At 48.6% G+C, this 12,842-nt stretch carries 14 protein-coding genes; 6 read left to right on the top strand and 8 right to left on the bottom strand.

Annotated features, from left to right (window positions below; genetic code table 11):
* Positions 1-29: 29 nt before the first annotated feature.
* From ACDE64_RS19780 to ACDE64_RS19770, 3 genes are all read left to right on the top strand, one after another.
* Complete coding sequence (locus tag ACDE64_RS19780) at positions 30-1,391, top strand: MATE family efflux transporter (protein WP_411347988.1); 1,362 nt, start codon at positions 30-32, stop codon at positions 1,389-1,391.
* 68 nt (positions 1,392-1,459) lie between these two features.
* Positions 1,460-1,621, top strand: coding sequence for a hypothetical protein (locus ACDE64_RS19775; protein ID WP_411343790.1), 162 nt, complete (start codon positions 1,460-1,462; stop codon positions 1,619-1,621).
* 46 nt (positions 1,622-1,667) lie between these two features.
* Positions 1,668-2,492 carry an HAD family hydrolase gene (locus ACDE64_RS19770; protein WP_411347987.1) on the top strand — a complete coding sequence of 275 codons (825 nt, stop codon included), beginning with the start codon at positions 1,668-1,670 and terminating at the stop codon, positions 2,490-2,492.
* Positions 2,493-2,726: 234 nt separating this feature from the next.
* On the opposite strand, the gene ACDE64_RS19765 is transcribed toward ACDE64_RS19770, so the two are convergent.
* Positions 2,727-3,926 (bottom strand): M20 metallopeptidase family protein, encoded by a 1,200-nt coding sequence (locus tag ACDE64_RS19765; RefSeq protein ID WP_411347986.1) that lies wholly within the window; start codon positions 3,924-3,926, stop codon positions 2,727-2,729.
* Positions 3,927-4,365: 439 nt separating this feature from the next.
* On the opposite strand from ACDE64_RS19765, the gene ACDE64_RS19760 reads away from it, so the two are divergent.
* From ACDE64_RS19760 to ACDE64_RS19750, 3 genes are all read left to right on the top strand, one after another.
* On the top strand, positions 4,366-4,848 hold the full coding sequence (locus tag ACDE64_RS19760; protein ID WP_411347985.1) for a hypothetical protein: 483 nt from the start codon (positions 4,366-4,368) through the stop codon (positions 4,846-4,848).
* 53 nt (positions 4,849-4,901) lie between these two features.
* Positions 4,902-5,804 carry a class I SAM-dependent methyltransferase gene (locus ACDE64_RS19755; RefSeq protein WP_411347984.1) on the top strand — a complete coding sequence of 301 codons (903 nt, stop codon included), beginning with the start codon at positions 4,902-4,904 and terminating at the stop codon, positions 5,802-5,804.
* 147 nt (positions 5,805-5,951) lie between these two features.
* Entirely contained in the window at positions 5,952-6,284 is a 333-nt protein-coding gene (locus ACDE64_RS19750; protein WP_411347983.1) for a hypothetical protein, read from the top strand.
* Between the two features lie 124 nt (positions 6,285-6,408).
* Here ACDE64_RS19750 and ACDE64_RS19745 read toward each other — a convergent pair whose 3' ends face one another.
* The 7 genes from ACDE64_RS19745 to ACDE64_RS19715 form a co-directional block, all read right to left on the bottom strand.
* The gene (locus tag ACDE64_RS19745; RefSeq protein WP_411346858.1) at positions 6,409-6,942 is read right to left on the bottom strand and encodes a DoxX family protein; all 534 of its coding nucleotides are present in this window, start codon (positions 6,940-6,942) and stop codon (positions 6,409-6,411) included.
* Between the two features lie 402 nt (positions 6,943-7,344).
* Complete coding sequence (locus ACDE64_RS19740; protein ID WP_411347982.1) at positions 7,345-7,581, bottom strand: hypothetical protein; 237 nt, start codon at positions 7,579-7,581, stop codon at positions 7,345-7,347.
* A 271-nt stretch (positions 7,582-7,852) separates the two neighbouring features.
* Positions 7,853-8,734, bottom strand: a complete 882-nt coding sequence (locus tag ACDE64_RS19735; RefSeq protein ID WP_411343784.1) for a ketose-bisphosphate aldolase — start codon at positions 8,732-8,734, stop codon at positions 7,853-7,855.
* A 70-nt stretch (positions 8,735-8,804) separates the two neighbouring features.
* Positions 8,805-9,914 carry a PTS fructose transporter subunit IIC gene (locus ACDE64_RS19730; RefSeq protein ID WP_411343783.1) on the bottom strand — a complete coding sequence of 370 codons (1,110 nt, stop codon included), beginning with the start codon at positions 9,912-9,914 and terminating at the stop codon, positions 8,805-8,807.
* A gap of 16 nt (positions 9,915-9,930) precedes the next feature.
* Positions 9,931-10,245: a PTS fructose transporter subunit IIB gene (locus ACDE64_RS19725; RefSeq protein WP_411347981.1), complete on the bottom strand. Its 315-nt coding sequence runs from the start codon at positions 10,243-10,245 to the stop codon at positions 9,931-9,933.
* Between the two features lie 96 nt (positions 10,246-10,341).
* The gene (locus ACDE64_RS19720; protein ID WP_411343781.1) at positions 10,342-10,806 is read right to left on the bottom strand and encodes a PTS sugar transporter subunit IIA; all 465 of its coding nucleotides are present in this window, start codon (positions 10,804-10,806) and stop codon (positions 10,342-10,344) included.
* Positions 10,781-12,835 (bottom strand): BglG family transcription antiterminator, encoded by a 2,055-nt coding sequence (locus ACDE64_RS19715; RefSeq protein WP_411350347.1) that lies wholly within the window; start codon positions 12,833-12,835, stop codon positions 10,781-10,783. Before ACDE64_RS19715 ends, ACDE64_RS19720 begins: the two co-directional genes overlap by 26 nt.
* Positions 12,836-12,842: the final 7 nt, after the last annotated feature.

The raw sequence follows: 12,842 nt of genomic DNA, 5'->3' as shown, positions 1-12,842 counted from the left end.
ATGCAATCGCATCAAAGGAGTCTTGAACGATGACATGGATCACGCGAGATCGTCAATTTTATACCCGTTTCTTCCGCTTGACGTTCATGATCGGTCTGCAAAATATAATTACCGTCGCCGTCGCTGTATCGGACAATCTGATATTGGGTGGATATAGTGAGACTGCATTGTCCGCTTCCGCTCTTGCCAATCAGATTCAGTTTATCGCTACCTTTCTTATGATCGGCTGTGCACAGGGCGTTGTGATTGTTGCTGCGCGTTATCGCGGCTCCGGGCAGGAGCATCTGATTGGGCAAGCGACTAGTGCTGGTATGGTTATATCGCTAGGTATTGGGATCGTCATGTGGCTAGCTTCGTTTCTGTTTGCTACACCGATATTGAGTATGATGACCAATGAAGAGGAGATTGTGCGCGAAGGAGCGCTTTTTCTTACAATCATTGCTTGGTCTTATGTATTCTATGCGGTGACGAATGTGTTGCTGGCAACGCTGCGTAGTCTGGAAATCGTACGTATTGGCTTGATCGTATCCGTTTGCACGTTAGTTGTGAATATTGTGCTGAATATAGTACTAGTGTATGGTTATTTAGGCTTGCCCAGCCTTGGAGTGGAAGGCTCTGCTATCGCTACGCTGATCTCGCGCATCATCGAATGTCTGCTTGTGGTCGGGTATGTGCGCATCCGTCAATTGTCTGCTATTCCCCGTCTGCGGGATTATATGTCATTGTCCGTAAACGTCTGGAAGTCGTACATTCAAGTGTCGCTGCCGATTTTGCTGGCAAGTTTGTCATGGGCGGCTGCGATGGCATTACAGACTGGTATCCTCGGTCATATGGGCACAGCTGCGATTGCCGCGAATAGTGTGGCGACAAGCATTTTCCAATTCGTCACTGTAGGGGCATATGCGGCGGCAAGTGCTTCGTCCGTCATCATGGGCAAAACAGTCGGTGAAGGCAATATGACACAAGTGAAGTTGTACAGTCGTACGTTGCAATTCATATATGTGCGCATCGGCTTGGTGACAGGCATTGCATTGTATGTGCTCAAAGATCATGTGCTATTCCTGTATTCGATCTCACCGGATACTCGTGAGCTGGCGCTTACCTTCATGACCATTCTGTCGATCACGGTAGTTGGTACTTCTTATGAAATGCCGTCGTTATCCGGTATTGTGCAGAGTGGAGGCGATACCAAGTTTGTCATGTACAACGATTTTATCTTTATGTGGTTGCTGATTTTGCCATTGTCGTTGTTGGGTGCATTCGTATGGAATTGGTCGCCAGTGTGGATCTTCCTCATTTTAAAAAGTGACCAGATGCTAAAATGTATCGTTGCAGCAGTGAAAGTCAATCGGTATCGGTGGATCAAAAACATTGGCGATCAGGGAAGATGATGTGATTACATTTGCATTCACTTCATAAAGAGTGTTTATAAAGAGATTACGAAAGGGAGGTTGTGCTTATGTGGATGTTTGTGCAGGCACTTGTAGCTATTCTTGCATTGATCGCCATTTATTATACGCTCGAGCGGATTGTCGAGCATCCGGCTACACATCGACGTTTTCACTATATTTATAAAGAATTTATGCGGCAGGCGTATAGGAAAGGGTACGAGGAACAATGAGAACCAACGTGACCTGTCAATTTCATGAAGAGCGAGGAGAATGGATATGATTAAGCTAGTTGTGACCGATTTGGATGGGACGTTTTTGAATAATGAGAGTTCGTTTGATCTGGAATTGTTTCGTGAGGTGTATGCGCAGATGCAGCAGCAAGGCATCGAATTTGTCGCTTGTACAGGCAAGCAGTGTGAGCGGGTGGAGAAATTGTTCGAGCATGCGGGAGAAGGCATCTGGATACTGGGAGACAGCGCAACCCGTATCAAAAAAGACGGTCAACTGATCCGCGAATTCATTCTGGAGCGTGAACGCGCACTGCATGCGATTCGGTTGATTGAGCAATTTGATACTGAGCTGACACTAATCGCTTGCACAAGCGGAGCCGCATACGTAAAAGATACGATTTCCCCTGATCTGTATCGAGTGGTCAAAGGCTCGTATCAGGAAGTGATCAAGATTGGTTCATTTGTAGAGATTAGAGAGGAATTCCTCAAGCTAACCGTCTTCGATCCATTACAGCGTAGTGCCGCGTTGCGCGCCCATGTTGAGAGCGAATTGCTGGATACGATCTATATTATCGACTCCGAGCCGAGATGGCTGGATATTACCGCTCTGCATACGCATAAGGGAGAAACAGTCAAACGATTGCAGGAGCTGCTTCATGTGACGTATGAACAGACGATGGCATTTGGCGATGGGGAAAATGATGTGGAATTGATGGATATCGCCAAATACAGCTTTGCCGTATCCAATGCCTGCGATAATACGAAGCGCGCTGCCGACTGGATTACCAAATCCAATGAAGAAAAAGGGGTGCTGCTTACCATTCAGAAGATGATCCAACTGCAAAGTGCTATAGTACCTGCTGTGAAGTGAACTGACATACACGGAACAGAGACAAAAACAAAGGATACAAAGAGAAACGATATAAAGAGGATTGCTATAACATGCACTGTTGCAACGTAAGCAACAGCAGTTATTGTGCACCATATGTGTACAATACAATACGAATATCCAAAAAGCCCGTCGTATTCTCAAATGAGAACAGGACGGGCTTTTGCAATAAACGTATATACGTTGTCATTATGCTTGTAACATGTGGTTAGTCGATTAACGAACTGGTGCTGCTTCTGGCGAAGGGGTCAACAGTTTGTCAGCGACAATACTCAGGAACACTCTACCTGTATTCAGTAGCGCACGCTCGTCAATGTCAAAGCGTGGATGGTGATGCGGAAACGCTGTGTCTTCGTTTTGCTGGGAGCCGACATAGAAGAAGTTGCCCGGACGCTCTTCGAGATAATAAGCAAAGTCCTCAGCACCCATAGAAGGTGGAACTTCCTGCAACGCTTCCTCACCAAGCGAATCTCTCACCAGCGAGCGAACATAGTCCGCCTGCTCCGGTGGATTCACGACAGCCGGATAGCCGTGCGTATACTCCAGCTTGAAGGTCGCGCGTGCCGCCGACGTGATGCCTTGCAAAATGGTCTGAATGTCTTCTTCGATCTGAACCCGTACTTGTGGATCAAACGTACGCACGGTGCCTTCGATCTTGGCGGTATCGGCGATTACGTTGAACGCCGAACCTGCTTGGAAGACGCCGACAGTCACGACTGCCGATTTGAGCGGATCGACATGACGGGAGACGATATGCTGCAAAGCGCCAACGACTTGACTGCCGACAACGATAGAGTCGATTGTCTGATCTGGACGTGCACCATGACCGCCTTTCCCTTGAATGACGACGGAGAAGCCGTCTGCCGCTGCCATGGATGGACCGGACACGACTGCGATTTTGCCGTAAGGAAGGTAGCTTGCTAGATGGGCACCGTACACTTCATCGACGCCTTCCAGTGCGCCGTCGTCAATCATCGCTTTGGCACCGCCGGGAATTTTCTCCTCAGCATGTTGGAAAATAAATCGAACGCTGCCTTGCAGCTGGTCACTATGCTGACTGAGTACTTTGGCTACGCCGAGCAGGGACGCGGTATGACCGTCATGCCCGCAAGCGTGCATCACGCCGTCATTTTGCGAACGGTACGGCACTTGATTTTCCTCATGAATCGGCAATGCGTCAAAGTCCGCGCGAAACGCAATCGTTGGTCCCGGCAATGCCCCCTTCAGATCGGCAAGCACGCCGCCTTCGCCCACATTTGTGCGAACGTCATAACCAAAGCCTTGTAATGTATCTGCGATAAACTGCGATGTTTTCACTTCTTGAAACGATAATTCCGGGTATTGGTGCATATGTCTGCGCCAATCCACGATATCCTTTTCCAATTGTTCCAGTTCGCCAAACCATTGTTCTCTCATATACATCCTCCCGTCGCCAGTATGTAAATTCGCTGCACCATGAGATAACATCGGAACCAAATCGCCGAATTGCCGACCATTCTGCCCGCTTTACTATGCTGCACCGTCGTATTGGCTTTTTGTTAAAATATCACGACCAGCCAGCGACGTCAAACGGGTGGAGAATGTTCTAGTACTATATGAATGTGGAAAATGATATTTATTATGGATAAAGATGTATTACAATAGAAGCAGCGTATCCCGTTACAGCAAGCGTGGACAACGGTACAAGCAAGCAGAATAAACGGAATCAAGAAGTGCATACCTAAAGTGGGAAATGAATACAGTGATCGTTTGAAAGGTACATAGGATTCATCAGTTTCTGGCAAGTGGATGTAGTCAATGAATGGATAAGGTGGAGAGCATGCGCTCATGCCATAACAAGAGAAGGAAGATGAACATGGATACTAGAAAAAGCTATGAGGAAGTGTTGGGATATCCGCCCGATTTTCGCGTACGTTACCGATTTTACAGCCCAGACGAGGGCGGTCGTCGGGTATTGCCATGGCAAGGGTATCGTCCAGATTTTGCTTACGAAATGCCAGTCAAGAATGTTCCAGCAAAGCAGGGTGACACGCCAGCAATATTGGAGCGCAACGGTAAATATAACGACGTACCGCCGAATGTTATTCTTTCAGAATTGTATATGATTCATCCAGAGTTTGAGGATGAACAGGGAGCAGTTATTCTTCAAATAGAGCCTGTTCCTTCTACAGGCACTGCGAGCATGTGGATCGTTATTCCAGAGCGTCGTCGTCAGGTTCATATACATCAAATACAGATTGGTACGCGTGCCTATATGATGGAAGGAGCACGAGCAGTAGCGGAGATGGAAGTGATTGAGATTGTTGGCTTGCACAGCAATCCTACTGGCACGATGTAAAGAAAGCTTTGTCTGTCCTTCAGCACATTCTCAATAACGAAAGGGGTACAAGAATGAGCCAAGAATACGAAATAGATGAGCGGCAGCGGATTGTAGATGAGATTGTGAGTTGTATGGCGACCGGGCAGGAGCATAAGGACGTTCAGCGTATTCAGACTGAGCATCGGTTAAAGCTGGTAAAGTTCTGGGGCATTCAGCCGGGCGATACGGTACTGGAAATCGGTTGTGGACAGGGAGATACGACGGCGGTGCTGGCGTGGGCGACCGGTTCGGACGGATTGGTGCATGGTATTGATGTAGCAACGCGCGATTATGGTAGCCCTATCACTGTTGGCGATTCAGCGAACTATTTGCTGGATTCCAAGCTGGGTGCGCCGATTCAGATGGACTATGAGGTGGATGTGCTGAGCTTCGATACTCATTTTCCAGAAGATGCGTTTGATTATGTTGTGATCTCGCATGCGTCGTGGTATATGGCTTCGTTTGAAGAATTGCGCCAGATTCTGGAGCGTGTACGTCACTGGGGCAAGCGTTTGTGCTTTGCCGAATGGGATACACGGATCGAGCACATTCAGCAGTTTCCACATCTTCTGGCAGTGTTGATTCAAGCCAAATACGAATGCTTCAAGGAAAATAGTACCGCCAATATCCGCACGCTGTTTACGGTGGATGACATTCATCGGGTAGCTGCGGAAGCAGGCTGGACCATCGAGCGCGAGCAGTCGATAGAGTCTGTGCAGCTACAGGATGGACAGTGGGAGACAGACATGGTGCTGAATACGTATGAGGACGAGCTGGACGCATTGTTTGATGTACCGGACAAGCTGCGTTCGCTGATTGAATCTGAGGTACGCATGCTGGAGCATTCCGTGCAGCAAACGGATGTGATCGGTTCGATGGCAACGTATGTGTTTGTGGCGAGCCGAGCCGAGACGTTTAAGTCAGGTGGATTATGATAGGAAATCGGATTTTATTTTACATTCATTGTATTGAGATGAATAGGGCTGCCCAATGTAAACTATACACACGGCGTTGTCCTATTCATCAATAAGAATAAGCAAACAGATGTATAACGATCGTTCAATAGTAAAGGAGTGAAATCATTGAGCTACGATCTACATATTACGCGTGCACAAGAGTTTTACGAGTCGACGAAGTACCCGATCACACTTGAGGAATTGCAACATTATTTTGCAGGACAAGATGATTTCTCATACCAAAAGGAAATTACTTCTGGTGGAGGACCGTTTACTATTTCTATGGAGGGCAACTTTTTTGTGTGGAAAACGGAAGAAGACGAGATTGAAATTCCTTTCCGTTATTTTGATGGTCGGTTGATTGTAAGTGGAGGCGATGAATGGGTAGTGCCCAAAATGAAAGAAATTGCATCAGCGCTTAATGCGTATGTAGTTGGTGATGATGGCGAGCGGTACTGATCTTGGAATCCTTCATGATATGTAGAAGCGGTAGGATTGAATATGCAATGGAACTGAAAAAAGAAATACGCGCATCCTTATTTCGAGAATTGCGCGTTATTTCTTTTATATAAAACTTTATCAGTTACGCCGCTTTGTGAGTCGGTGCGGTTGGTGCGCCGCCGCCACTGTCTTTGGGCTGACGTTTGAAGACGTGAGCTTTCAGGTAAGGCAGTACCCAGCGATCCAGACCGATTTTACCAGCGTTTGCACCAGCGACGACGATGAATACTTCCAGCAGGATCAGGTATGGGTTGGTGCTGATTGTACCCGAGAACAGGAAGGCAAAGTTCATGACCATACCCATTAGTGCAGCAACGGTTGTGAAGGTGCCGAGGATCAAGCCAAGACCGACTAAGAATTCGCCAACGGGTACGAGGATGTTGAACAGCTCTACATTTGGAAGAGCAAAGTGTTGCAGGAAGCCCGCCCAAGCTGCTTTGACGACTGGTTTTTCACCAGTGCTGAGTGTGATCGCGTTATTGAGGAAGCCGCTGGCGTCGAATCCACCCGTTAATTTACCCCACCCACCTTGAATCCATTGAAGACCGATATAGATACGAAGAACAGTTAACAGCCACATTGCGATTTTGTTTTGTCTGAGCCATGCGTTCATGATTCATACACTCCTTAGGAATATTATATTTGTGTGATACGGTTCTGATATGAGGGACATGCTGTTGAAATACAGATCAGTCAGTTGCTAACAAGGGAGCGGTCGGGGCTAGAACTGCTGCCGGTGCGACCGGTTGCTGCTGCCCTGTGCTGCTGATCTTTTGTTGTGAGGGATGATCATCTCTTCCATGCCTTTATATTAAATTAAAACTAAAATTTAATATGTGATATAAATCACAATCATCAATAAAAATTAAACTATATTTGCGGATCACTCATTGGGGGTGCATTTAGATGATAGTTGTGCTCTGATTTAGTAGCAAACAAGCAATGCCTCACAGCAAAAAGGAAGCCGGTGACATACAGGGCAACGGTTATCGTCTGTTGCACGATGTTCGTTGCTGCGTTAACCGGATTCCTCTTTACGCTGCTCTCGCCGCTTTTCGATCCATTCCAGAATCTGATAGATCCAGACTGCCACTGCGATGTAGCAGGCGAGATTGACCAGATAGCGAACCATATTGCCAGTACTCAGCCAGCCCGTCGCCAGATCGTATTGCAAAAAGGAGATCTGCTTGAAGCTCCAATTGCCGATCACATTGGACAATAGAAAAGCGAGAATGAATTTGCGCAATACCTTCATCCAGCTGACCTCCTTAACTATAAGCGTGTATGTTTATAGGCGGCCAATACTATAACGCTCCCACCTGTGCCATACTGTAACGCTGTGATCAGTATATCATCCTATTGTATATGTACCCCGGCGGAACTGTTCTGCGTACAGAACAATGGAGTGAGCAACGGCTGAACGTCATTTCCAGTCTGATTATCGCTTACTGTACAGAACAAGCAATAACAACAAAGAACAAGCGACGATGCTCAAGGCACGGTCGCTTGTTTTATGAAATGATGAGTTATTGCAGCACAGGCTGCTTCTGGTACAACTCGCTTTTACCAACTGATTGGAACAGATTCATTTTGTAGCGAATGACTTCTTGCGCGGCAACGATGCATTCTGGATAAATGACGTTCGGGTCCCACCATTCTTCGCGGGCGAGAATTTCGCGTGCTTTGGCGAAGTAGGCGTACTTCATATCGCTGGAAATATTAACTTTGGCGATGCCCATAGTGACCGATTGGGCAATCTCGGCATCTGGATTCGAGGAGCCGCCATGCAGGACGAGCGGAATATCGACGCGTGTCGAGATATCCTGCAAAATATCCAGTTGCAGCTTCGGCTTCACATGTTTCGGATAGATGCCATGCGCCGTGCCAATCGCTACCGCCAGCGTATCTGTACCTGTACGACGAACAAAATCCTCCGCTTGATTCGGATCGGTATACGTTACTTCGGTTACGCCGCCCTCGACCGAATTGCCAGTGCTGCCGATTGTACCTAGCTCTGCTTCGACCGATACGCCGACAGCATGCGCCAGTTGGACTACTTGCTGCGTGAGCGCGACATTGTCCTCATACGGCAATAGCGAGCCGTCGATCATAACGGAGGTGAAGCCACATTTGATTGCCCGAACGACGTCCGCAATGGAGCCGCCATGATCCAGATGAATGACAAACGGCACACTACTTTTCACGGCACGTTCACGGACATAACCGAAGAACTCATCTGTTACAAATTCCAATTCGGTCGGGTGGAAGGAGAGAATCGCCGGGGATTGCGAGCGTTCTGCTTCTTCAATCACCGCCCGTACAAACGTACTATCCGCAATATTGAATGCACCTACTGCAAATTTGTTCTCCTGTGCGACTTTTAGCAACTCGCTCATCGTCAACAACATGGTCAACACTCCTCTTGGTTAGTATAGATCGTTAGATATACATCGTTGGTGATATATACATGGAATGACGTCAGATTTTTTCCGCCTTTTCAAATGTAAATACGATATCGTCTTCATCCACCTGCTGGTCAATGCTATCGTCAAACTGCTCGTCCAGCTCGGTCACTGGCTTCTTGATCGCAGACAGGACAACGCCGCAGATGGTAGTGCCGATTAGCAGTGCCAGCATGAACAGCCACGGATGTGTGAACAATGGGACAACGAACAGTCCGCCGTGTGGCACGGGTGCTTCCACACCCCAAGTCATAATCAGCCCGCCAGCGACTGCCGATGCGATAACGCAGGAGAGTACAACCCGTACGAGATCGCGTGCGGCAATGGGGATGACGCCTTCGGTGATCATACAGATGCCCATCGGGAAGGCGGCTTTGAGCGCTTCTTTTTCCGCTTTGGTATACTTTTTGCGAGTTAGCAGATACGACAAGGTGATACCGAGCGGCGGAATGATGGAGCCGACGAATTTGACGGCTTCCGGTCCATAAATGCCTTGTACGAGCAGACCGTCAGCGAACAAGGACATCGTCTTGTTAACAGGACCGCCAAAATCAAAGGTTGCCATCGCGCCGAGTACAGCGCCAAGCACGAATTTGGAACCGCCTTGCATCGATTCCAGCATATGCACCAGACCATTTTGCAGCCAGACAATCGGTTGACCGATAAACAGAAACATGATCAGTCCAGAAAAGGCAGTCGCCAGCACGGGGATAATCATGACTGGCATTAAGCCTTGCATGGAGGCAGGGAGCCGGATGTACTTTTTAATTGCCAGTACGACATAACCGACTAGAAAACCGCCAACCATCCCACCGATAAAGCCTGCCTGAATCTGTCCGCACAAATAGCCGACGATCAGACCAGGTGCGATGCCGGGGCGATCAGAGATGGAGTAGGCAATCGCCGCACAAATCAGCGGTACGACCAGCCCCATTCCCCAGCCGCCAATCTCATTGAGATAATACGGAATGGTGCCAACGGCTTTGGATACATGAATACCGCCAAGCACTTGTCCAAGCGCGATACAGATCCCTGCCGCTACAATCAATGGAATCATGTACGAAATACCGGTCAACAGATGCTTTTTGATGTTTTGACCAATCATTTTACTACGGGTCGTCATCATTATTCCCTCCCAGCAATCAGATGGTTGCCAGCGATTTCTCTACCTTCTCCACAAACTGTACCGGCGATTTGATCACCGTCTCTGTTTTGACGCGAATAATCGGTTTGCCTTTGAAGCGCTCCTCGCCACCGATCTTGATATCAACTGCTAGAATGACCACATCGGCAGCGGCAACATCGGCGGACGACAGTTCATTTTCGGTGCCAATCGTGCCCTGAGTTTCGACTTTGATCTCATGACCACGCGCCTGAGCGCCTTTGATCAGCTTCTCACGGGCGATATACGTATGGGCAATACCTGCGGTGCAGGCGGCAACAGCAACAATCTTCATCTGTGTTTCCTCCCTAATGCACTGGATTTGAATATGGAATGAAGTTATATCGTCGGATGTAACTGTACGCTTGAGGTGGGGAACGGCTGTATCCCGTTAGTGTGTCTCGGCGTGAACCGAGAACAGGGCAATCAGCTTATCCGGGTCTGGCTCGGTCAACAGCCTGTCCACCACCTCCTCATCAGCAAGCGCGGAAGCGACCTGCGACATTAATTTAATATGGGTAGTCGTCTTATCAACCATACGGACGGCGAATAGGATAATGCAGTGCACGGGCTTGCCGTCGATTGTTTCCCACGGAATCGGGTGGGCGGTGCGTCCGATAGCGAGCGATGTTTGCAGTACAGCTTCGGATTTGCCGTGCGGGATGGCAATATGATTTTCCAGCCCGGTCTGTCCTTCGGCTTCGCGCTGGTAGATGTCGGCGACAAATGCATCAACCGATGACAACACGCCCTGCTCGTAGAGCAATTCACTCAACTCATGAAAGACTTCATCTTTGGTAGTTGCTTGCAAATCCAGCTTGATCCGATGTTTATTGATGATTTTCGTGATATCCATAATGATCCTCCTTCAATCGTTGTTGAAATGAAGTGCTGTTGACGTGTGAGCCTGACAATTGGAGCAGATGCTGACGACCGTCGGAGAGATGATACCAGTCGGCAAGTTGTGTGAGCAGTTGCAGACCGGTATCCTGATCTGGCAAGCAGAGTAGCCAGTCCAGCGACTGAATCCGATCCTCTGCATCGCAGGTGAGAATCACGCCAAGCTGTGGCTGGGATGATGCAGCGGCAGCTACTAACGAGATGCGATCGCCGCAAGAGAGATTGATCTGCTGCAAGCCCGTCAATTGACTGCCGCGCTGACGTTTGCCGCTCATTTTGCTTGCGAGTCGGCGTATGGCGCGCGCCTTATCCTGCGTAATGATCTCCAGATGACGATCATTCAGATAGCGGCTGAAATGCGTCTCTAGCGAAGTCGCCTGCTCATGCGTTCTCGCATGTTGCAGGATGTGCGCAGTCACCTGTTTGACATCATCCTCATTGAATAGAGCGCTTACATAAATGACAGACCATTCACTCTCACGCAGCTTGACAGTAGAGATAATCAGATCGATGGAGGGTTCCATTTCCTGCATCGCCTGTGCCAGCTGGCTCGATGATACAATCTGCACAATCTCCCAGTCGGGAAAGGCGCGCGCAATCCGGCTTTTCAGCAGATGCGAAGTTCCGACACCACTGGAGCAGACGAGCAGTACACGCTGATGGCGCACCTGCTGTTCCAGTGCATTTTGAAAATACAATGCCAGATAGCCAATCTCATCCTCGCTCATATGCCGGATATGCAGCTGTTCCAGCATCAGACTCACTGCTAGCGCAGTACGATCATACACTGCCGGAAATTCATGCTTGATCTGCTGAATCAGCGGGTTTTTGATCGAAATCTGATACTTGAGCCGATTCAGCATCGGTTTGAAATGAACAAGCATGCCATGTGCCAGCTGCTCTGTATCCAATGACGACGTGTGCGACAAAGTGGCAAAATAACGAATCAACTGCTGCACCAGCTCCGGTATATGCGGGCTGTCCTGCACGATCAGCTCAGTAGCGGTATGTTCATGCAGCGATACGCCTGCCCCGGAGCTGATCAGATATTGATAAATAAAATAGATTTCCTCTTCTGGCAGCCGATTGCCGCGGTACGCTTCAATCTGTAACAGCATCCGCCGTGCCAGCCGGAAAATACGTTCGTCCGGCGATTGTGCCTGCGCCGTATTCAGCTTACCGGTGAGCAGCTTGCCATGCTCCATCCGCTTCATCAGAATGAGCAGATGGGTGAGAATATTGATATAGTACGGATCACCAATCGGATAATGCAGTTCCTGTTCCGCTTCCTCCAACAGCGATTGCACAAAGACGATATCATCTGCGGCAAACTGCTGCTTCAATTCGCGAACAGTTAGATGATCGAGTCGTTCATGCACCGCATATTCGGCACCATACGGCTCGGTCAGAATCAGATCGTTGATCAGATGCATAAATGCTTTGCGAATGTCCGCTTCGGAGCCGGTAATACAAGTGCCGCGCTGATTGCGAACGAGCTTTAACTCAAACGGTTCGAGCATATCTTCAATAAAACGCAGATCGTTGACGATGGAGGCATTGCTGATGTAATACTGCGTTGCCAGTCGGCTGATCGACGTTTCATGTGGAGCCTGACTGAGTAGCTGTGCCAAAATCCGAATGCGCCGACTTGGGATTGATAAAATACTTTCCGCTTGTTCCGGTGGTTCATTCAGATGCAGCTGTGTTCGCTGAGCGGCAGTCAATTCTAGCCGATAGCCGCGTCCGGTTTGCTTGTGCAATTCGATGCCGCAGTCGTGAAGCAATTCTTCAATGACTTGCAACTCTCGATAGATGGTCTTTTCGGATAGCTGCATAGCGTCAGCAAGCTGTTTGGCAGGCAAATAATGTTCATGCTGAAGCAGCAGATGAATCATTTGCTTTTGCCTGAATGATAGCGTTATGATAAATATCACCTCCTGAAGGCTGACAGTGCATGAAGGCTTGGCTTGTGGTGATGCATTCATCATAGCA

This window comes from Paenibacillus sp. WLX2291 (genome assembly GCF_046603665.1).
In the GTDB taxonomy this organism is placed as follows: Bacteria; Bacillota; Bacilli; order Paenibacillales; family Paenibacillaceae; genus Saccharibacillus.
The sequence above is the reverse complement of the archived record's forward strand: the minus strand, read 5'-3'. Positions and strand labels throughout refer to the sequence as shown.

Coding starts and splice junctions, on each gene's coding strand:
- ACDE64_RS19740 (WP_411347982.1), bottom strand. CDS start 7,581: ATGAAGGTATTGCGCAAATTCATTCTCGCTTTTCTATTGTCCAATGTG.
- ACDE64_RS19780 (WP_411347988.1), top strand. CDS start 30: ATGACATGGATCACGCGAGATCGTCAATTTTATACCCGTTTCTTCCGC.
- ACDE64_RS19770 (WP_411347987.1), top strand. CDS start 1,668: ATGATTAAGCTAGTTGTGACCGATTTGGATGGGACGTTTTTGAATAAT.
- ACDE64_RS19760 (WP_411347985.1), top strand. CDS start 4,366: ATGGATACTAGAAAAAGCTATGAGGAAGTGTTGGGATATCCGCCCGAT.
- ACDE64_RS19715 (WP_411350347.1), bottom strand. CDS start 12,835: ATGAATGCATCACCACAAGCCAAGCCTTCATGCACTGTCAGCCTTCAG.
- ACDE64_RS19730 (WP_411343783.1), bottom strand. CDS start 9,914: ATGATGACGACCCGTAGTAAAATGATTGGTCAAAACATCAAAAAGCAT.
- ACDE64_RS19720 (WP_411343781.1), bottom strand. CDS start 10,806: ATGGATATCACGAAAATCATCAATAAACATCGGATCAAGCTGGATTTG.
- ACDE64_RS19735 (WP_411343784.1), bottom strand. CDS start 8,734: ATGTTGTTGACGATGAGCGAGTTGCTAAAAGTCGCACAGGAGAACAAA.
- ACDE64_RS19755 (WP_411347984.1), top strand. CDS start 4,902: ATGAGCCAAGAATACGAAATAGATGAGCGGCAGCGGATTGTAGATGAG.
- ACDE64_RS19775 (WP_411343790.1), top strand. CDS start 1,460: ATGTGGATGTTTGTGCAGGCACTTGTAGCTATTCTTGCATTGATCGCC.
- ACDE64_RS19765 (WP_411347986.1), bottom strand. CDS start 3,926: ATGAGAGAACAATGGTTTGGCGAACTGGAACAATTGGAAAAGGATATC.
- ACDE64_RS19725 (WP_411347981.1), bottom strand. CDS start 10,245: ATGAAGATTGTTGCTGTTGCCGCCTGCACCGCAGGTATTGCCCATACG.